Origin of the sequence: Actinopolymorpha sp. B9G3 (assembly GCF_040120725.1) — a bacterium.
Lineage (GTDB): Bacteria > Actinomycetota > Actinomycetes > Propionibacteriales > Actinopolymorphaceae > Thermasporomyces.
In genome coordinates this window covers 85,933-105,819 of sequence record NZ_JBEEAB010000017.1, presented here as the reverse complement: position 1 = coordinate 105,819, position 19,887 = coordinate 85,933, and the positions used below count along the sequence as shown (strand labels likewise).

Genomic DNA, 19,887 nt, shown 5'->3' with positions numbered 1-19,887 from the left:
TCAGCCGGAGGGCAATCTAGACTCGAGCGAACGGTCCGCGACGAGCCGTCGGGCGGACCGTGCACGGCGAGTCCTTCGCGTGGCCGACCTGCAAGGAGGGATCTGGCAATGAGCCTGCTCGAGAAGGTACGGGAGCCTTCCGACCTGTCCGGCCTCTCCGAGCAGCAGCTCGTCGACCTGGCCCGGGAGATCCGCGACTTCCTCGTGACCAAGGTGTCCCGCTCCGGCCACCTCGGGCCCAACCTCGGCATCGTGGAGCTCACCCTCGCGGTCCACCGGACGTTCGACTCGCCGCGGGACAAGATCCTCTTCGACGTGGGCCATCAGGCGTACGTCCACAAGATCGTGACCGGCCGGCAGGCCGGTTTCGACCTGCTGCGGCAAAAGGGTGGGCTCTCGGGTTACCCGAGCCAGGCGGAGTCGCCGCACGACGTGATCGAGAACTCCCACGCGTCGACCTCCCTGTCCTACGCCGACGGCCTTGCCCGGGCGTACCAGCTCAAGGGCGAGGACCGCTACGTCGTGGCCATCGTCGGTGACGGGGCGCTGACGGGCGGGATGGCCTGGGAGGCGCTCAACAACATCGCGGCCGCGAAGGACCGGCGCCTGGTGATCGTGGTCAACGACAACGGCCGGTCCTACCGGCCGACGGTGGGTGGCCTCGCCCAGCACCTCAACGCGCTGCGGACCAACCCCCGCTACGAACAGGTCCTCGAGCTGGTGAAGCGCTCCCTCGGTCGGACGCCGCTGGTGGGTACGCCGGTGTACGACGTCCTGCACGGGGTCAAGCGCGGCCTGAAGGACGTCCTGGCGCCCCAGGGGTTGTTCGAGGACCTCGGCCTGAAGTACGTCGGACCGATCGACGGGCATGACCGGGTGGCGATCGAGTCCGCGCTCGACCAGGCGAAGCGGTTCGGCGGACCCGTCCTCGTGCACTGCGTCACCCGCAAGGGCGCCGGCTATGACCTTGCCGAGCAGGACGAGGAGGACTGCCTGCACCAGATCCGCACTGATCCGACCGGTACCTGGACGAAGGTCTTCAGCGACGAGCTGCTCGCCCTCGGCCGGGAGCGGTCGGACCTTGTGGCGATCACGGCGGCCATGCAGGGTCCCACCGGGCTGGATGCGTTCGCCCAGGAATATCCCGATCGGTTCGTGGATGTCGGGATCGCCGAGCAGCATGCCGTGACCTCGGCGGCGGGGCTGGCCCTCGGCGGCATGCACCCGGTCGTCGCGATCTACTCGACGTTCTTCAACCGTGCGTTCGACCAGATGCTGCTCGACGTGGCCCTGCACAACTGCGCGGCGACGTTCGTCCTCGACAGGTCCGGGGTGACCGGCGACGACGGGCCAAGCCACAACGGCATGTGGGACCTGTCCATCCTGCAGGTGGTGCCGGGGCTCCGGGTCGCGGCACCGCGGGACGGCGCTCGGTTGCGCGACCTGCTGCGCGAGGCGGTGGCGGTCGACGACGGTCCGACCGTCATCCGGTTCCCGAAGGGTCCGGTGGCAGACGACATCCCCGCAATCGGCGCGATCGACGCTGTTGACCCCGACGTGGACGATCCGGGCGGTTGCGACGTCCTGGTCCGCGAGGGGGAGCGGGACGTCCTGCTCGTCGCGGTCGGCGCGATGGCCACGACCTGCCTGGAGGTCGCCAGCCGGCTCAGCGAGCAGGGGATCGGGGTGACCGTGGTCGACCCGAGATGGGTGAAACCGGTCGATCCGGGCCTCGTGCGTCTCGCCTCCCAGCACCGGCTGGTCGTGTCCGTCGAGGACAGCGGGCGGGTCGGAGGCTGTGGAGCGGCTCTCGGCCTCGCCCTCGCCGACGCCGGCATCAGCACGCCGCTGCAGGTGGTCGGGATCCCGCAGCGGTTCCCCGAGCACGACAAACGTGCCAGCCTGCTGGCGGAGTTCGGGCTGGGCGCCCAAGACCTTGCCCGGGCCATCGTGGAACGCGTGGCCCAGCTCGACGGTGCGACCCTCGCGAGCGGCGATCCCGATCCGCTGCCCCGTAGCTGAGTCCCCAGCTGCCCGTAGCTGATCGTCCCGCAGCCGATCGCCCGTAGCCGGTGGCTGATCGATTACTCTCCGGTTTCGTTTCGTTGCTGTGATGCCGGGGCACGCGTGGCGCCATGAAGCTGCTGCGCACCAAGCCGGTGGAAGGGGCGATCTCCGACACGCTGGAGCCGGAGCATCGTCTGAGCAAGAGTCTCGGAGCTCTCGACCTCACCGTGTTCGGAGTCGGAGTGACGATCGGCGGTGGGCTGTTCGTGCTCACCGGAACGGCGGCGGCGTCCTACGCAGGTCCCGCCGTCGCACTGTCGTTCGTCCTCGCGGCGGTCGCGTGCGGCCTCGCCGCCCTGTGCTATGCCGAGTTCGCCTCTGCCGTGCCGGTGGCCGGTTCGGCGTACACCTTCTCCTACGCCGCACTGGGCGAGCTGATCGCCTGGCTGATCGGCTGGGACCTCATCCTCGAGTTCTTCGTCGCCGCGGCGGCGGTGGCGGGTGGGTGGTCGGGATACCTCGCGACCGCGCTGCGTGGCACACCGCTGCAGATCCCCACGGCGGTCGCGAACACCACCGACGGGGTGATGAACCTTCCGGCCGGGCTCCTGATCCTTGCCCTCACCGGGGTCCTGGTGGCCGGCATCAAGCTGTCGAGCCGGATCAACCAGATCGCGGTGGCCGTCAAGGTGGGCGCCGCGCTGTTGTTCGTCGTGGTCGGCGTTTTCATGGTCAAGGCCAGCAACCTTGCTCCGTTCGTACCGTCGAGCAAGCCGACCGAGGGCGGGACCGGTCTGACACAACCACTGATCCAGGCGATGTTCGGGGTCGAGCCGGCGATGTTCGGCTGGGCCGGCGTCGCGAGCGGCGCGGCCGTCGTCTTCTTCGCGTTCATCGGTTTCGACGTCGTGGCGACGACGGCCGAGGAGGCGCGGGATCCCCAGCGGGACATGCCGCGCGGCATCATCGGATCCCTGGCCATCTGCACGGTGCTGTACGTCGCGGTGAGTCTCGTGCTGACCGGCATCCAGAACTACGCGCGGATCGATCCGGAGGACGCGGCCCCGCTCGCGACGGCACTGGTGAACGCCGGCGCGCCCGCCCTGGGGCGGATCATCGCCGTCGCGGCCGCCGTCGGCATCACCGTCGTGGTGATGATCCTGCTACTCGGCCAGACCAGGGTCGGGTTCGCGATGGCGCGCGACGGCCTGTTGCCGGGCTTCTTCGCGAAGGTGCACCCGAAGTTCCGGACGCCGTACGTCGTGACCATCGTCGTCGGTGTCGCGGCCGCGGTCCTGGCGACGTTCACCTCGATCACCGTGCTGGCGGAACTCGTGAACATCGGGACGCTGGCGGCGTTCATCCTGGTGAGCATCGCGGTCCCGGTGCTCCGGGCGAACCGGCCCGACCTGCCGCGGGCGTTCCGGACGCCGTTCGTCCCGCTGATCCCGATCCTGTCGGTCGTCGTATGCGCCTACCTGATGCTCAACCTCGCCATCGAGACCTGGCTGCGGTTCCTGGTGTGGATGCTGGTCGGGTTCGTGATCTACTTCGGCTACGGCCGGCGCCACTCCCGGCTCGCGACCGCCACGGAACCGGTCGACACGGGCGGCCCGCCCAGCTCGTCAACGCCGGCTTAGGTGAGCCGCGCGGGAGCGCAGGGACAACCGACCCGGATCCCGCATGGCGACCTATGTCGGGACGCTCGCGACTCCCTTGGGCAGGAACCGCTTCCCGGTCACGCGTTCGGCGACGCCACTGCGGTCGAGGTACGGCGTGACGCCTCCGAGGTGGAACGGCCACCCCGCACCCAGGATCAACGCGAGGTCGACGTCCTGCGACTCAGCGACGACGCCGTCGTCGAGGAGTCGGCGCACCTCGTCGGCGATCGCCGCCAGGGCACGCTCACGCACCTCGTCCTCGCTGGAGGGGAGGTCACCGACATCGAGCAGCGCACGGGTGTCGTCGTCGAGGTAGGGTTGCCCGTTCTCGTTCCACGACCACAGCCCGGGCTTGTTCGCCGCCACCAACCGTTGCAGGTTGGGTGAGACGTAGAACCGGTCCGGGAACGCCTCGTGCAACGTCTCCGCCACGTGCAGGGCCACCGCCGGACCGACCAGCTGGAGCAGGACGAACGGCGCCATCGGCAAGCCCAGCGAGAGCAACGCCCGGTCGGCGACCTCGGCCGGCGTCCCCTCGTCGAGGCACTTCGTCACCTCGCCCATGAACCGTGTCAAGATCCGGTTGACAACGAACGCCGGTGCGTCCTTGACCAGGATCGCGTTCTTCTTCAGGCCCTTCGCGACCGCGAACGCCGTGGCGAGGCTGGCGTCGTCGGTGCGTTCGCCGCGGACGACTTCCAGCAGAGGCAGGATCGCCACCGGGTTGAAGAAGTGGAAACCGACGACCCGCTCCGGGTGGGTCAGCTTCGAGGCCATGGTGCTGACCGACAACGACGAGGTGTTCGTCGCGAGCACGCACTCCGGCGGGACGATCCCCTCCAGCTCGGCGAACACCTGCTGCTTGAGCTTCATCTCCTCAAAGACTGCCTCGAGGACGAACGAACAGTCGGCGTAGACACCCTTGTCCGTCGATCCGGTCACGAGACCCTTGATCCGGTTCGCCAGATCAGCGTTGACGCGCCCCTTGGCGGCGAGCTTGTCGACCTCACCTCGTACGTAGGACAGGCCCTTCTCCACCCGCTCGTCGTCGAGGTCGGTGAGCACCACGGGCACGAGCAGGCGGCGCGCGAACAGCAGCGCCAGCTGGCTCGCCATCAACCCCGCACCCACGATGCCGACCTTGGTGACCGGCCGCGCCAGCGCCTTGTCGGGTACGCCCACCGGCTTCTTCGCCCGCCGTTGCACCAGGTCGAACGCATAGAGCCCCGCACGCAGCTCGTCGGTCATGAGAAGGTCGGCGAGCGCCTCGTCCTCCAGAGCGAAGCCTTCCGCCTTCGTACACGTCTTCGCCGCGGCGATGATGTCGAGCGCCCGGACCGGAGCAGGCGCGGCCCCGTGCAGCTTCGCGTCCACGAACCCACGGCCCCGCGCCACCGCGGCATCCCACGCGTCGCCGCGGTCGACGGGATCGCGTTCGACCGTGATCCGACCGGTGAGGACCTGTGCCGCCCAGTCGATGGACCGCTCCAGGAAGTCCGCACCCTCGAACGTGGCGTCGGCAAGCCCTGCGGGCTGGATCTCGGGGCCGCGCATCATCCGGTTGGTGTTGAGCGCGTTCTCGATGATGATCTTCACCGCGCGGTCGGCGCCGACAAGGTTGGGCAGGAGCCAGGTGCCACCCCACGCCGGCAGGATGCCGAGGAAACACTCGGGGAACGCGACGGCGGGCGCGCTCGCGATCACCGTGCGGTAGGTGCAGTTCAGGGGGAGCTCGAGGCCACCACCGAGGGCGAGGCCGTTGATGAACCCGAACGACGGCTTGCGGCCGTCATCGAGCTTGCCGAACACCTCGTGCCCGTACCGCGCGATCTCCAGCGCCTGCCGGCGATGGGTGATCCGTGGCATTCCGGTGAGATCGGCACCGGCCGCAAGGATGAACGGTTTGCCTGTGAGACCGATCGCCGCCACGTCCTCGCGGTCGATCACCGCGTCGATGGCCGCGTCGAGCTCGGCCAGCCCTTGCGGTCCGAACGAGTTCGGTCGGGTGTGGTCGAGCCCGTTGTCGAGCGTGATGAGGGCCATCGTCCCGGCGCCGTGCGGCATCTCGACGTCCCGCACGTAGGCGTGCGTCACCACCTCGTCCGGGAAGACCTCGCTGCCGACCACGGCGTTCGTACCCGTGTCCTTGCTCACTGTGCACCCTCCCAGTGGGGGTTCTCCCAGATCACGCTGCCGCCCATGCCGATACCCACGCAGAGCGTCGTCAGGCCGTACCGCACATCCGGCCGGTCCTCGAACGCCCGGGCCAGTTGCAGCATCAGCCGTACGCCGCTGGACGCGAGTGGATGCCCGACCGCGATGGCGCCGCCATAGGGGTTGATCCGCGGGTCGTCGTCGGCAAGGCCGAAGTGCTCGGCAAAAGCCAGCACCTGCACGGCGAACGCCTCGTTGATCTCGATCAGCCCGATGTCGTCCATCGTCAACCCCGCCTTGCCGAGCACCTTCTCGGTGGCGGGAATCGGCCCGACCCCCATGACCTCGGGCTCGACACCCACGAAGGCGTACGACACCAGCCGCATCTTCGGCGTCAGCCCGAGCTCCTTCGCCACCTCCTCGGCGGCGAGGACACACGCCGTGGCGCCGTCGTTGAGGCCGGCCGCGTTCCCGGCCGTGACCCGACCGTGCGGGCGGAACGGCGTACGCAGGGTGGCGAGCCCCTCCGCCGTGGTGTCGGGCCGGGGCGGCTCGTCGGCTGTGGCGAGACCCCACCCGGACTCCGTGCTCCGGGTGGCGACCGCCACGAGGTCGCGCTGGATCACGCCGTCCGCGTACGCCTTGGCGAGCCGCTGCTGACTCGCGGCCGCGAACGCGTCGGCACGCTCCTTGCTCAGCCCGGGAAAGCGATCATGGAGGTTCTCGGCTGTCTGGCCCATCACCAGCGCGGACGGGTCGACCAGCTTCTCGGCGATGATGCGGGGGTTGGGATCGACGCCCTCGCCCATCGGATGGTGTCCCATGTGCTCCACGCCGCCCGCGATCACCAGGTCGTACGCACCGAACGCGATACCCGACGCGGTGGTCGTCACGGCGGTCATGGCGCCGGCGCACATCCGGTCGATCGCGTAGCCGGGGACGGTCCGGGGGAGGCCGGCGAGCAGTGCCGCGGTCCGGCCGATGGTGAGGCCCTGGTCACCGGTCTGCGTCGTCGCCGCGATCGCCACGTCATCGATCCGGTCGGCCGGCAGGCGAGGGTTGCGGCGCAGCAACTCGCGGATGCACTTGATCACCAGGTCGTCGGCGCGGGTCTCGGCGTACATCCCGCCCGCCTTGCCGAATGGAGTGCGTACGCCGTCGACAAAGACGACATCGCGGAGCTCTCGGGGCACGGTAGCCCTCCTCGATTTTTCGCCGGCAGATGCGCCACCTACCCACCGATGCTACTCGCTGGTAACAAGGTTGCGCGACCGATTCGCCCGATCAGCCGAGGTGTTTTGCGGCCGCCGAGCGAAGGCGCCGCCCGTGTCCAGGCGGCGCGGGACAGGAACCCGACGCCGACCCGGATCACGAGGTGAAGCAGTCACGAGGTGAAGCAGTAGGAGTCACTGGAGGCGTCGCCGCCCTGCAGGCGTACCTGATGGATCCGCAACCCGCCGAAGTCGTCCCCGTGCGGGAAGAACTCGGGATCGATCGTCAGCCCGCCACGCTCCGGGTCCGCGTCGAACTTCGCCGCCCAGGCGCCCACGCCTTCGGGGTACAGCACGTCGTCCCACGCGGCGTACAACGAGTTCGTCACATAGACCCGACGTCCATCCCGGCTGATCTCGACCATCTGCGGGGCACCGGCGAGTGGCAGGTCCGGTCGGGCCGGATGCGCCCGACGACGAGCGACGCCGCCCAGCCGGATCGAGCCTGTCTCCCGCGGATGCCGCGGATCGCGCACGTCGTACTGCTTCAGTTCGCCCGTTCCCCAGCACGACACGTAGAGCCAGCGGTCGTCGACGGACAGGTCGATGTCGGTGACGAACGGCGGCACCGCGCCGAACCGCCGGAGCGCGGGCGGCAACTCCTCCGGCCGGGCAACCTCCGCGGGAATGCTGAGGACCTTGTCCGCGGTCCACCGGTCGCCGTCGCGCTGCCACAGCCAGACCGAGGCGGACAGGTCGGCGACGCTGACAACGACACCGGCGAAACCCCAGGTCTGCCGCGGATCATGCGCCGGACGCAGCTCCAGCACCATCTGGTGCTCGTCACCCAGGTCGATCCGCTGGGTGAGGCGACCTTCCGACAGGCTCCAGAAGTCGACGTGGTGACCGAACCGGCGGCCGAGCAGGTCCTCGGGGTTCAACCCGTTCTCGATCATCGAGGGAGTGGCCCACTCCGAGGTGACCATCGTGTCGTGGGCGAGGTGCCACCAGAAGTCGTACGCGAGGAACTGGCCGCCCCGGTCGGTCTCCCAGGGCCCGATCACGTCGAACGTGTCGTGGTCGAGCAGTGCCACCCCACCGGGTCCTTCGGCGCCCCCGGGCCCGTTGGCGCCGCCGAGGTTCGACATGAAGATGCCGCCCGGGCCACAGTGCACCGTGTGCGGACGGGAGTAACCGGCCTTCCGCGCGAGTTCGTCCGCCTCGATCGTGCGCACGACGCGCGGGTGTCGCGGGTCCGGCTTCGTGTCGAGGATGTACGTGCGGGAGGACCGCAACCCCGGCACGATCAGGTAGCGGCGCTCGAGGGTCCCGGTGTGCCCTTCGTGGCACAGCGCACTGGAGCAGGCGTTCCAGCCGAAGTGGTGGAGCTCGTTGCCCGCAGTCGGCAGCTCGGACCGCCCGACCACCTCGCCATACGACGACGAAGCCGGCGCGCAGTCGACCACCGTCATGGCGTCGCGCTGCAGCCCGGTGGGATCGAAGGCGGCGATGTAGGCCAGCTCCTCGCGGGGAGCCGAGATGGCGGCATCCGGCGTCCGGTAGAACGTCGGGTCGACGAAATCCGACATCGGGGTCACTTCCCTTCGCCACGCCCGCGGCATGCCCGTTTCCATCGTGCGTCCACGGCCGGGCCGGTGGCGAGGGGCCCAAGGTCACCGGTCGTACGGCGGCATTTGCGCTCGGGAGGTTGCGCAGCTCGCCGGCCGGTCCGCCTCGTGCGGTCAGGACGAGCCGGGGTGGTGGTCGGCGAGCGCCGACGCGAGCCGCTCGGCGGTCAGCTCGACCTGCCAGCGCCTGGCCCCGCGCGCGATGAGCGCATCCGCGACGGCCGCCTGCGTGGGTTCGACCGGGGGATCCCACGCCAGCCGGCGCACGGCGTCAGGGGCGAGGAGATTCTCCACCGGCACTTTGTGCGCCCCTGCGAGTTCGTGCAGGGAGGTCCGGCACGCGGTGAGCCGAGCGGCGGCGGAGGGGTCACGGTCGGCCCAGGCGCGCGCCGGCGGCGGTCCGTCGTACGGAGCGGTGTGCTCGGGGAGATCGCGGTCGGGCACCTGCTGGGCCTGTTGGACCGCCGACCACCACAGGTCGAGGTCACGCCGGGTGGTGCGCGTGTCGAAGCCCGGCAACCGGGCGAGCTGGTTCCGGCTCGTCGGTCGGGTGCTGGCGGCGGCGATGATCGACTGGTCGCTCAACACGCGCCCTGGCGACAGGTCGCGACGCTTCGCGGTCTGGTCGCGGGCGAGCCACAGCGCACGGACATACGCCAGCTCACGCCGGTTGCGGACGCGGTGGATGCCCGACGTGCGGCGCCAGGGATCGCGACGGGACTCCCGAGGCGGCTGGGCCATGAGGGCCGCGAACTCCTGCGTCGCCCACTCCCGCTTGCCGTCCCGGTCGAGCTGGTCGGCCAACCGGTCGCGCAGATCCACCAGGAGCTCGACGTCGAGCGCGGCATAGACCAGCCAGGGTTCCGGCAGGGGACGGGTCGACCAGTCGACGGCGGAGTGCCCTTTCTCCAGGCGGTAACCCAGCAGGTCCTCGACCATCGCGCCCAAGCCGACCTTGGGGAACGACAGCAGCCGGCCGGCGAGTTCGGTGTCGAACAGCGCCCGCGGCGAAAGCCCGATCTCGGTGAGGCAGGGCAGGTCCTGGCTCGCTGCGTGCAGTACCCACTCGGTGTCGGCGAGGGCGGCGTCGAGTTCGGAGAGATCAGGGCACCGGGTGGGGTCGATCAGTGCCGTCCCCGCGCCCTCACGGCGGAGCTGGACAAGGTAGGCCCGATGGGAGTAGCGGTAGCCGGACGCCCGCTCGGCGTCGATGGCGACCGGACCGGTTCCCGCGGCGAATGCCCGGACGGTCTCGGCCAGAGCCTCGGCTGACTCGACGACCGGAGGCAGGCCGTCGGTCGGGGTCAGGAGCGGCGCGGGCTCGTCGGCCGGCGCGTTGGCGACAGCGGCGGAGTCGGTCACCGGTTCTTCACCCGCCGGTCCGGGATGCTTGCGACGCCAGCCGGCAGGGGCGGCAGGCCGGCGGCGGTGCACAGCAGCAGGCCCCACGCCTGGGCGTGTGCGCCGATCGCACCGTCGAGCGGCGTCCAGGAGGCGCGGATCTCGATCTCCGCGCGGGCGGGTTCCTCGCCCATCCCGCCAAAGCTCTCCGAAGCGACCCGGGTGACGGTGCCGCTCGGCGCGAGGAAGGAGGCACCCTCCGCTTCCAGGGCCTCGGTGAGCCAGGACCAGCCGACCGCTCCCAACAACGGATCGGTGACCATCTCCGCCTCGATCTCCGCGCGTACGTAGGCGACGCAGCGGAACGTGCCCTGCCAGGCGTCGTGCCCCTCGGGGTCATGCAGCAGGACCAGCCGGCCGGTGGCGAGCTCGTGGTCGTCGATCACGACGTCGGCGCTCACCGCGGCGGAAAATGGCGCGACCCGCTGTGGCGCCGGGATCTCCTCACTGACGACCTCCGGGCGCAGCCGCGCGGAACGCAGCTCGCTCACGGCCCGTTGGAACACCTCGGGCGGATCATTCGATTCCCTGCGAGCGGCCACGCCCGAGAGACTACGTCCGCCTACCCCCGCGAGTCGTCGCACGACGCGCCGGCAATCCCGGCGAGGAACGGCGCATTCCGGTGCAAACCGGGGCGGCGGAACGGTTCCGAGAGGCATGCCTCAGTCCGTATCACACCGGGATCACGGTTCGGCATCGCACTCGGGGTCCGGCGTCGACCGACGGCAGATCGCCAAGCTGATCCCATCCGTACCACTCGCTGGCGTCGTCCGTCAGTCAACTAGGCTTGCCACCTTGTGGACACGACGATCGATCCCCGCGATGTCATGGATCTCTCCCCGTCCAGCCTGAACGACTCGGCGTTCCTGAGGGCCTGCCGCGGTGAGCCCGTCCCGCACACGCCGGTGTGGTTCATGCGCCAGGCAGGTCGGGCCCTGCCGGAGTACCACGCTGTCCGTGACGGCATCCCGATGCTCGAGGCGTGCTCCCGACCCGAACTCGTCGCCGAGATCACCCTGCAGCCGGTCCGGCGCTACGGGGTGGACGCCGCGATCCTCTACTCCGACATCGTGGTCCCGCTCAAGGCGATCGGCGTCGACCTCGACATCGTTCCCGGCGTGGGCCCGGTGGTTGCGAAGCCCATCCGTACCCGCGCCGACCTCGACCCGCTCCGTCCGCTCGAGGCGGCAGACGTCCCGTATGTCACGCAGGCGGTACGGGAGCTGGTCAGCGCCCTCGGGCCGACACCACTCATCGGCTTCGCCGGTGCGCCGTACACGCTCGCGTCGTACCTCGTCGAGGGCGGACCCAGCCGGGACCACGCGGCCACCAAGGCCCTGATGCACGCCGATCCCAGGCTGTGGAACGACCTCCTCGGCCGCCTGGCGGGGATCGCCGCCGCCTTCCTGCGGGTCCTGGTCGAGGCCGGCGCGTCGGCGGTTCAGCTGTTCGACTCCTGGGCCGGCTCGCTCGCACCGGACGACTACGAGGCCTACGTATGGCCCCACTCCAAGGCCATCCTCGAGGAGGTCGGCCAGCTCGGCGTGCCGCGGATCCACTTCGGTGTCAACACCGGCGAACTGCTTGGTTTGCTGGCCTCGGCGGGCGCGGACGTCGTCGGCGTCGACTGGCGGGTTCCCCTCGAAAGGGCGATCCGCCGGGTGCCCGGCAAGGTCGTCCAGGGCAACCTCGACCCCGCCCTGGTCTTCGCGCCCTGGGACGTCATCGCGGACAAGACCCGGAGCATCCTTGCCGCCGGACGGCAGGCGCCCGGACACATCTTCAACCTCGGACACGGCGTCCTGCCCCAGACCGACCCCGACGTCCTCACCCGGCTGGTGGACCTCGTCCACACCGAGTCGGTGCGCAGGTAGCCGGCTGGGGCGCGCAGCGCTCAGCTCGCCGACGTCGAGACCGTGGGGGCGGGGGATTCTGCCTGTGACGGTGCTGAGTCGGACCGGTGGGACCTCGCCCGCCACACCAGCCAGGCCGGCAGCCCGGCCACGAGCGCGAGCGTGAGGGCGAAGGGCAGCACCGCGCCGAACGCCGTCAGCAGTCCTTCGAGCACGGCGACGAACGCGTTCCACCCGCCCCGCAGCCCGACCAGGAACCCGCTGTCCTTCTCCTCAGGCGGTGCGGCCTTCGCCGGCGGCGCCTCGAACGTGACCTGGATCGTCGACAGCGCGGCCTGTGAACTCAACGTCGCGAACCGGCTCTGCAGTGACTCCAGCTCCGCTTCCCGAGTGGCCAGCTCACCCTCGACCTGGATCACTTCTCCGACTGTCTTGGCCTCGCCTAGCAGGGAACGCAACCGCTGGATGCTCTTCTTCTGGCTGGCGACCCGGCTCTCGACATCGACGACCTCCTCGGTGACGTCGTTGGCGTCCCGCTTGTCGGCGAGGACCGTGCCGAGTCCCTTGATCTCGTCGGCGATGCGGTCGAAGTCGTCGACCGGCACCCGGACGACCAGGTGGATGCTGCGGAGTTGTTCGGTGTCGCGCCCGGTGTCTCTCGGCAGGTCGACGGGCGACATCGAGCTCTGCTGGTTCGCGACGTAGCCGTCGGTGGCCGTCACGAGGCTTTCGGTCCGGTCGGCCGCCGCCTGGACATCCTTCGTGCGTACGAGCAATTCGGCCGTACGAATGATCGACCGGACCGCCAGCTCCGCCCGGGCGGGATTGCTGGACCTGCCCACCTGGCCGTCGCTCGGCTTCGTGGCAGAGGCGTCGGTGTCGCCGCCACCAGAGTCCTGGAGGGCGGCCTCCTCCGGCGCCGCCGCGCCTGCGCCTCCGTCCGCCGACGACCGCCCGGCTGACGAGCCGGCGAGTGGGTTGAGGCTGTCGCCGGAGCAGCCGGCAAGGGTGAGGGTCGCGGTCAGCAACGCCGCGACGACGATGGTGGGAGCGTGGAGCCAGCGGGGTGCGGGGCGGTGCATGGCGGGCCTCCTGCTGAGTGGAGTGGTGCCGGGCGTGGACGTGTCCCCGTCTATGGCTGTGCCGCGTTGCCGTGTGACCGCGTTGCTGTGTGCCGCGTTGCTGTGTGCCGCGTTGCTGTGTGCCGCGTTGCTGTGTGCCGCGTTGCTGTGTGACCGCGTTGCTGTGTGACCGTGTCGCGTCGTTCTCCCCGTATGGCGGTGCGCTGTGCCAGTCATGACGCGGCACGTCCGGGGGAGGTTGTCCGATGTGGATCTGGAAAAGTGGAGCCATGCGTCAGGTCGTCGTTGTCGGTGGAGGCATCACCGGAGTCGCCGCGGCATGGTTCCTACGTCAGGTGGGGGGCCCTGACCTCGCCGTCACCGTGCTGGAGAGTTCGCCGCGGCTGGGTGGGAAGCTCCACACCGTCGAGCTCGCCGGTGTGGCCGTCGACACCGGCGCCGAGGCGATCCTCAACCGCCGGCCGGAAGGTGTCGAGCTGGCCAGAGCTGTCGGCCTGGGCGAGCGGATCCGTTACGCGGCGACGACATCGGCGGGTCTGTGGTCGCGCGGTGCACTCCACCCGATACCGGGCGGCACCATCCTGGGTGTGCCCGGCGACCTCGCGGCCCTAGGGGCGAGTGGGCTGCTGAGTGCTGACGGACTGAGCCGTGTGGAGGCGGAGCCCGACCTTCCCGGAGCGCCCCTCGACGAGGACGTGGCGATCGGCACGTACGCCGCACACCGGATGGGCAGGGAACTGGTCGACCGCCTGGTCGAACCCCTGCTCGGCGGTGTCTACGCGGGGCGTTCGGACCAGCTGTCACTCCAGGCGACCGTTCCGGCCCTCGTCCCGTACCTCCGCGAGAATCCTTCGCTGCTTCGCGCGGCCGCTCGGGCGAAGGCAGCGGCGCCGGCCTCCGACGCTCCGGTGTTCGCGGGCCTCACCGGTGGGGTGGGCGGACTTGTCCCCGCCGTGGCGCAGGCGTCAGGTGCGTCCGTACGCACTGACGCGACTGTCCGGGAACTCCGGCGTACGTCTGACGGCCGATGGCAGCTGGTGGTGGGGCCGACCCGGTTGCCCGAACTCGTCGACGCCGACGCCGTCGTGTTGGCCTGCCCGGCACGCCCCGCGAGCCGGCTGCTCGCCGAGATCGCGCCGGCGGCGGCGGGGGAGCTCGCCGGGATCGAGTACGCCAGCATGGCGACGATCGCGCTGGCGTTCCCGTCCTCGGCTGTGCCGGGCACCCTTCCGGGTTCCGGATTCCTCGTGCCGCCGGTCGAAGGCCGCCTGATCAAGGCCGCGACGTTCTCCTCGGCGAAATGGTCCTGGATGGCAGAAGACGCGCCCGATGTCGTGATCATCCGCTGCTCGGTGGGTCGACTGGGCGACGTGACAGAACTCCAGCGCGACGACGCGGACCTGGTAACGGGAGCGGTAGCCGACCTGCGGGAGTTGGTGGGGATCAGCGCTCAGCCGATCGACGCGCACGTGGCACGTTGGGGCGGCGGGCTCCCGCAGTACGCGGTCGGCCACCGCGCCCGGATCGCCAGGATCAGGGCAGACCTGGCGCGGCAGCCTGGGATCGCCGTGGCGGGGGCGGCGTACGAAGGAATCGGCATCCCCGCCTGCATCGCGAGCGCGCGCTCGGCGGTGACCCAGCTGCTCGGTGCGTCCCACGCTCCGGGGACAATGACGGCATGACCGAGCACTCGGACCGGACGGAGCGCGAGGCGAAGCCGAAGGCGCGCGAGCTCAACCAGGTGATCCGCTACACCATGTGGTCGGTGTTCCGCCTTCGTGATCCCCTTGGCAGTCTCGACCGCGCGGGCCTTGCCGCCGAGGTGGAGGCGCTGATCAGCCAGTTGGGGGAGAAGGACGTCGTGGTCCGCGGCACCTACGACGTGTCCGGGCTCCGGGCCGACGCCGACCTGCTGATCTGGTGGCACGCGCCGGACTCCGACGACCTGCAGGAGGCCTACAACCGGTTCCGGCGTACCAACCTCGGGCGGCACTTCGAGCCCGTGTGGTCCCAGCTCGCCCTGCACCGTCCGGCGGAGTTCAACAAGAGCCACGTGCCGGCGTTCCTGGCCGGTGAGGAGCCGAAGCGGTACGTCAGCGTCTATCCGTTCGTGCGTTCCTACGAGTGGTACCTCCTGCCCGACGACGAACGCCGTGCGATGCTCGCCGAACACGGCAGGATGGCGCGTGACTACCCTGACGTACGCGCCAACACCGTCGCGTCGTTCGCCCTGGGCGACTACGAATGGATGCTGGCGTTCGAGGCCGACGAACTCCACCGCATCACCGACCTGATGCGGCACCTGCGCGGCGCGCGGGCGCGGCTGCACACCCGGGAAGAAGTGCCGTTCTTCACCGGCCGCCGCAAGCCGCTCGCCGACATCGTGGGCCTCCTGCCGTAGAGCGAGCGAAGGGACCGCCGGGTGTGAGCTTCTTACGGAGAATCCTCGGAGGGAAGGACGACCTGGCTCCCGCCGGGACGGTCCATCTCGACGTCGACCGACGCAAGGCCCAGTTGGTCGAGCTCGAACGCGTCCTCGACAAGCTTGTCGAGGTGATGAAGGCGAACGACCAGCGGATGTCCAACCCTGGTTGGCGCGAACGCATGGCTGAGTACCGCCGGCTCTCCGGAGAGTCCTACCGGCTACGGGCGGGTTCGTTCACCCGCGAGCAGATCCTCGACCTGGCGTTCGAGATCCGGCCGGTGTTCACCGGTGAGCTCCCGGAGGATGTGCGGGTCGTCGAGCCGCTGCAGGTACAGCTGCTGGCGGCGGCCACCGCACTACAGGACGTCCTCCCCGGCGAACGCCTCGATTCATGACCGTCGTGCGGTCTAGGTCGACTCGCTGGGTTCGAGGGTGAGCGAGACCGAGTTGATGCAGAAGCGCTGGTCGGTGGGCGTGCCGTAGCCCTCGCCCTCGAACACGTGGCCGAGGTGGGAGTCACAGCGGGCGCACCGCACCTCCGTGCGGGTCATTCCGAGCGAGCGATCCTCGATCAGCTGCACCCGGTCGGCGGCCAGCGGCGACCAGAACGACGGCCAGCCGCAGTGGCTGTCGAACTTCGTGTCGCTACGGAACAGCTCGGCACCGCACGCGCGGCACCGGTAGACCCCGGTCGTCTTGGTGTCGACGTACTCCCCGGTGCCCGGTCGTTCAGTGCCGGCCTCGCGCAGGACGCGGTACTCCTCCGGCGACAGCCGCTGGCGCCACTCGGCTTCAGTCTTGACGACCTTCTCAGGCATACTTCCGACCTTACGTCGCCCAGGTGGGTCTGGTTCGGACGACTCGGCAGGTCGGCACCGAACCACGTCGTTCCTGGACGGGGAAATCACGGTTTTCGGGTTATCCACAACCGCACGCTGGGGTGGCTGCACGCGAGTGATCAGGTCGCGTAACGTTTCCCTGGCGCCCGCCGATCGGGCGACCCACAACGGCGCCGTCCCCACCACGGGGTGGGTGACGGGCGACGGATTCTGGTGGCCACGACTGAGTACGGGGAGAGTTGGGTGCAATGGGCGGGACGACAGTAGACCCCGGCGATCTCGACGACTTCGCCAAGCGCATGCGCGAGCTGGATGAGGACTGGACTGACGAGAACGGCTATCCGCAGAGGGTGTTGCTGGCCGAGGACGGCGACTCGGGATTCCCGAGGCTGGGCACGTTCGAGGAGGCCGGGCAGTTCCGGACGCAATACAACGCCGCACGGGCCAACATGGCCCAGAACTTCAACGACCTGCACAACCTGCTCGAAGGCTTGGCTGACGCAAGCAAGAAGATCGCCGACCAATACCGCTCGACCGAGGCGCTCAACAACGCCAGTGTGGGCGAGATCGACCGGATCCTCGGCGAGGAGATGGCGCCGGCACCTGGGTCCGGCCAACCGGGTCAGACGGGTCAGCCGAACCCCCAGGCACAGGCGTGACGGGAGCCGACGACGATGACTGAGAAGCTTGCCGGATCCGGGCACCAGAGGATTCTCTTCCGCGTGCGGGGATACCCGGACCCTTACTACGTAGGCGACTATGACGATCCCAAGGCGCCGAGTGAGGGCTGGATCAACGGCGCCGCCGAATATTGGAAGCACGCCGGCACGGCTGCCGCCGATATTGCCGAAGGGCTGGAGACGGCACGCGATCAACTCTTCTCCGGCGGTAACAGTGGAGGCTGGCAGGGGAAGGCCGCCGACTCCTTCAAGGACAAGCTCGAGCAGGTGATCTGGTTCGCCAAGGAGGTCGCGCACCGCTGCGACAAGACCAACCCGAAACCGCCCGCGCCGCAGTCGGAGGACCAGGCGTTCCAGGTGAGCGACGACGGGGCTGACTCAGAGGGCTTCCGCCAACTGTTCGAGGACCTGGGCGGCTACGTCGGTGGCATCCAGAACGACGACAAGCTCCCCAAACCCGGATGGCACGAGGACTCCTACTACATCAAGTGGTGGGTGTCTGGCGTGACGAACGGATCGATCAAGTACGAGTTCCGCAAGGGCAGCGCCGACGGTGAGATTCTCCAGATCCCGAGGATCGGGGAGGCCAACGGCGGAAACGACATCGACCGCGACTCGATGAACGACTACTACAGCGAAGCTGGCATCCAGACAAAGACCAGCGAAGACGGCCTCTACGACTGCCAGGTGCCGGCCAACGGGGTTGACTACGACGGCATCTTCCGCACTCTCGAGATGAACAAGTCGGAGGAGGAGAGGTGCCAGCAGACCGCGACGGATCTCACCACCAAATACACCGAGGTCTCCGGGAAGTTTCCGCAGCCTGCGCAGGCACCGCAGATCGCCTCTGGAGACCCGGGCGGCGGCGGGGGCGGTGGCGGTGGAGGCGGTGGAGGCGCCGGCCCGTTCGGCACGCCTGACACGCCCGGCAGCCCTGACACGCCCGGCATACCCGACACGCCTGACACGCCTGACACGCCCGGTACACCGGACACGCCTGACGTCCCCGACGGCACGGACTCCGACGGTGACGGGATCCCGGACTCCCAGGATCCGTTCCCGAACGACCCTGACCACAACGGCGACGGGATCCCCGACGGCGATCAGTTTCCGGGTAGCGGCGGTCGCGGCACTGGTGGTGTCGACACCGGTACCGAGACAGCCCGCGCAGGCGGACTCGGCGGCGGCGGCATCGGCGGCGGCGGTGGCGGAGGATTCCCGAGCGGCACGCCGATACACGGAGCTGGACCGGCCGTCAGCGGCATTCCCGGTGCCGCAGGAGCGGGCGCCGGCATGGGCGGTGTCGGTGGCTTCGGCGGCGGCATGGGAGCCGGGGCAGGAATGCGTGGCGGCATGGGCGGCATGATGCCCATGATGGGCGGCGCTGGCATGGGCCAGGACGGTGGCCAGGAGCAGGAACGCAACACCTGGCTCGAAGAGGACGAGGACGTCTGGGGCGCTGACGGTGACGCCCCGCCAGGCGTCATCGGCTGAGCTGTTCCGTTCAATCCGTTTCTCGGGCGGGGTCGGACATCCGGCCCCGCCCAAGTCTTTGCCCGTTCAGGATGGGAAGCGGGCTTGCGCGGGCTGTATGACGACCTCAGCCGATTCCGCACCGTCACGCGCGATCTCGATGTGCAGGCCACCTGCGTCACCCTGGACAAACCCGTGCTCCGGGTTCAGTCGCGAGCTGGCCCAGGACATTGCCGCCTCGCGATCTGCTCCGCTGACGAGTTGGTCGAGCACGGCGTCGATGTGCGTACGTAGAACTTTGTCGCTCACCGGTTGGCCCGCATCCTCGACAGAGAGGCGAATCTCGCTCCTCTTCACCCGGGCGAGGGAGGTCGTGCCCTCTGCATCCTTGTCGCAGCTGTCTGTGTCACAGGCGAACCCGGCGCCGCCGAGGCCTTTCTGAATGTCGCCGATCGAGGCAGGAAGCACTGCACTCCCGGAGACGGGCTTGGTCCCGTCCTTGGCGAAGGTTGCGAACGAGGCGTCGGGGAACGCCCCGAACTCCACCCGGCCCCACGGCACGAACGTCGTTCGGGACTGGCCGCCCTCGATCTCCGGAAGTTCGTTGGCCTCAGAGCCCAGCAGCGTCTCGCTGATCGCGGTGAACGCCTGCGTGGTCGGCTCAACTGGATCGCCCCGGGGAGCAGTCAGGCTGCCAACTCCTGACTGCCGCCCCATGACCTCCACATGGAGCGCTTCGCCGTCCTGACCTGCCTGCATGCGTACGGCGACATGCGCACCGTCAGAGGCCGTGAGATAGCAGGAACGTACGACGGTCGGTTGGCTCAAGGTCTCGTAACAGGAGAAGCCCTGCTTCTCGATGGCCGCCTCGATGTCCGCGACGTCAGCGCCCTCCGAGCTGGCGTTGGGCGGATCACTGCTCGCCCCGCCACCGGAGTTGCCGATGTACCAGTAAGCCGCGATGCCGCCTCCGATGAGGAGGAGAGGGATACCCACCAGCAGCGCGACGGTGAGGATCACCTTGCCTCGGCTGCGAGGCGGCCGCTGCCGCGGAGCCTGCGGGGATCCCCACACCGCTGGCGGAGGACCTCCGGGGGGACCCTGCGGATGGGGACCGGGTGGCAGGTTGGCCGGCGGCTGAGGAGGCGGCTGAGGAGGCGGTCCCACGGACCCTGGAGGGCCGTAGGGGCCGGGCCCGCCACCTTGTGGGCCAGCAGGCGGTCCGGAGGCAGGACCTGTGGTGATCGGCCGTCCCTGCGCGGACCATCCCTGCTGCTGTGCAGGGGGCGGCGACCCACCCCACGGCGGCGGCGAGGACGAAGTGTCTGACGATGGCCGCTGAGGCGCACCTTCGGGTGTGTCTCGCTCGCCGGGAACGTCGTTCATGGGTTCAATGCCTCCCGTGAGGGCGTCGCGGTCTCTGCCACCGTATGTCGGGACTCGCCCCGGCAGAAATGAGGCACGGCCGAGGCG

At 69.5% G+C, this 19,887-nt stretch carries 16 protein-coding genes; 8 read left to right on the top strand and 8 right to left on the bottom strand.

Features of this window, described 5'->3' with window-relative positions:
- Positions 1-108 precede the first annotated feature (108 nt).
- The gene (gene dxs, locus ABNF93_RS25555; RefSeq protein ID WP_349330717.1) at positions 109-2,022 is read left to right on the top strand and encodes a 1-deoxy-D-xylulose-5-phosphate synthase; all 1,914 of its coding nucleotides are present in this window, start codon (positions 109-111) and stop codon (positions 2,020-2,022) included.
- Positions 2,023-2,135: 113 nt separating this feature from the next.
- Positions 2,136-3,647, top strand: coding sequence for an amino acid permease (locus tag ABNF93_RS25550; protein WP_349330716.1), 1,512 nt, complete (start codon positions 2,136-2,138; stop codon positions 3,645-3,647).
- A gap of 51 nt (positions 3,648-3,698) precedes the next feature.
- Here ABNF93_RS25550 and ABNF93_RS25545 read toward each other — a convergent pair whose 3' ends face one another.
- From ABNF93_RS25545 to ABNF93_RS25525, 5 genes are all read right to left on the bottom strand, one after another.
- Positions 3,699-5,822 (bottom strand): 3-hydroxyacyl-CoA dehydrogenase NAD-binding domain-containing protein, encoded by a 2,124-nt coding sequence (locus ABNF93_RS25545; RefSeq protein ID WP_349330715.1) that lies wholly within the window; start codon positions 5,820-5,822, stop codon positions 3,699-3,701.
- Complete coding sequence (locus ABNF93_RS25540) at positions 5,819-7,015, bottom strand: thiolase family protein (RefSeq protein WP_349330714.1); 1,197 nt, start codon at positions 7,013-7,015, stop codon at positions 5,819-5,821. Before ABNF93_RS25540 ends, ABNF93_RS25545 begins: the two co-directional genes overlap by 4 nt.
- 191 nt (positions 7,016-7,206) lie before the next feature.
- Positions 7,207-8,622: a selenium-binding protein SBP56-related protein gene (locus ABNF93_RS25535; RefSeq protein ID WP_349330713.1), complete on the bottom strand. Its 1,416-nt coding sequence runs from the start codon at positions 8,620-8,622 to the stop codon at positions 7,207-7,209.
- Between the two features lie 153 nt (positions 8,623-8,775).
- On the bottom strand, positions 8,776-10,023 hold the full coding sequence (locus ABNF93_RS25530; RefSeq protein ID WP_349330712.1) for an HRDC domain-containing protein: 1,248 nt from the start codon (positions 10,021-10,023) through the stop codon (positions 8,776-8,778).
- Complete coding sequence (locus ABNF93_RS25525) at positions 10,020-10,604, bottom strand: DUF3000 domain-containing protein (protein WP_349330711.1); 585 nt, start codon at positions 10,602-10,604, stop codon at positions 10,020-10,022. Before ABNF93_RS25525 ends, ABNF93_RS25530 begins: the two co-directional genes overlap by 4 nt.
- A 285-nt stretch (positions 10,605-10,889) precedes the next feature.
- On the opposite strand from ABNF93_RS25525, the gene hemE reads away from it, so the two are divergent.
- Entirely contained in the window at positions 10,890-11,936 is a 1,047-nt protein-coding gene (gene hemE / locus ABNF93_RS25520) for a uroporphyrinogen decarboxylase (protein ID WP_349330778.1), read from the top strand.
- A gap of 20 nt (positions 11,937-11,956) precedes the next feature.
- Here hemE and ABNF93_RS25515 read toward each other — a convergent pair whose 3' ends face one another.
- Complete coding sequence (locus tag ABNF93_RS25515; protein WP_349330710.1) at positions 11,957-12,997, bottom strand: DUF4349 domain-containing protein; 1,041 nt, start codon at positions 12,995-12,997, stop codon at positions 11,957-11,959.
- Between the two features lie 269 nt (positions 12,998-13,266).
- On the opposite strand from ABNF93_RS25515, the gene hemG reads away from it, so the two are divergent.
- From hemG to ABNF93_RS25500, 3 genes are read left to right on the top strand one after another with little or no spacing between them, the layout of a single operon-like run.
- A complete protein-coding gene (gene hemG / locus ABNF93_RS25510; RefSeq protein WP_349330709.1) occupies positions 13,267-14,679 on the top strand; it encodes a protoporphyrinogen oxidase in 1,413 nt (470 codons plus the stop codon).
- Positions 14,676-15,398: a hydrogen peroxide-dependent heme synthase gene (gene hemQ / locus ABNF93_RS25505; protein WP_349330708.1), complete on the top strand. Its 723-nt coding sequence runs from the start codon at positions 14,676-14,678 to the stop codon at positions 15,396-15,398. The genes hemG and hemQ overlap by 4 nt, the downstream gene beginning before the upstream one ends.
- Before the next feature lie 23 nt (positions 15,399-15,421).
- Complete coding sequence (locus tag ABNF93_RS25500) at positions 15,422-15,817, top strand: hypothetical protein (RefSeq protein ID WP_349330707.1); 396 nt, start codon at positions 15,422-15,424, stop codon at positions 15,815-15,817.
- A 12-nt stretch (positions 15,818-15,829) separates the two neighbouring features.
- Here the strand turns inward: ABNF93_RS25500 and msrB are convergent, their stop codons facing one another.
- The gene (gene msrB, locus ABNF93_RS25495) at positions 15,830-16,240 is read right to left on the bottom strand and encodes a peptide-methionine (R)-S-oxide reductase MsrB (protein ID WP_349330706.1); all 411 of its coding nucleotides are present in this window, start codon (positions 16,238-16,240) and stop codon (positions 15,830-15,832) included.
- Between the two features lie 269 nt (positions 16,241-16,509).
- Between msrB and ABNF93_RS25490 the strand changes: the two genes are divergently transcribed.
- Positions 16,510-16,920, top strand: coding sequence for a DUF2563 family protein (locus ABNF93_RS25490; RefSeq protein ID WP_349330705.1), 411 nt, complete (start codon positions 16,510-16,512; stop codon positions 16,918-16,920).
- 15 nt (positions 16,921-16,935) lie between these two features.
- Positions 16,936-18,435: a hypothetical protein gene (locus ABNF93_RS25485; RefSeq protein ID WP_349330704.1), complete on the top strand. Its 1,500-nt coding sequence runs from the start codon at positions 16,936-16,938 to the stop codon at positions 18,433-18,435.
- A 66-nt stretch (positions 18,436-18,501) separates the two neighbouring features.
- On the opposite strand, the gene ABNF93_RS25480 is transcribed toward ABNF93_RS25485, so the two are convergent.
- Positions 18,502-19,434, bottom strand: a complete 933-nt coding sequence (locus ABNF93_RS25480; RefSeq protein ID WP_349330703.1) for a hypothetical protein — start codon at positions 19,432-19,434, stop codon at positions 18,502-18,504.
- Between the last annotated feature and the right edge of the window lie 453 nt (positions 19,435-19,887).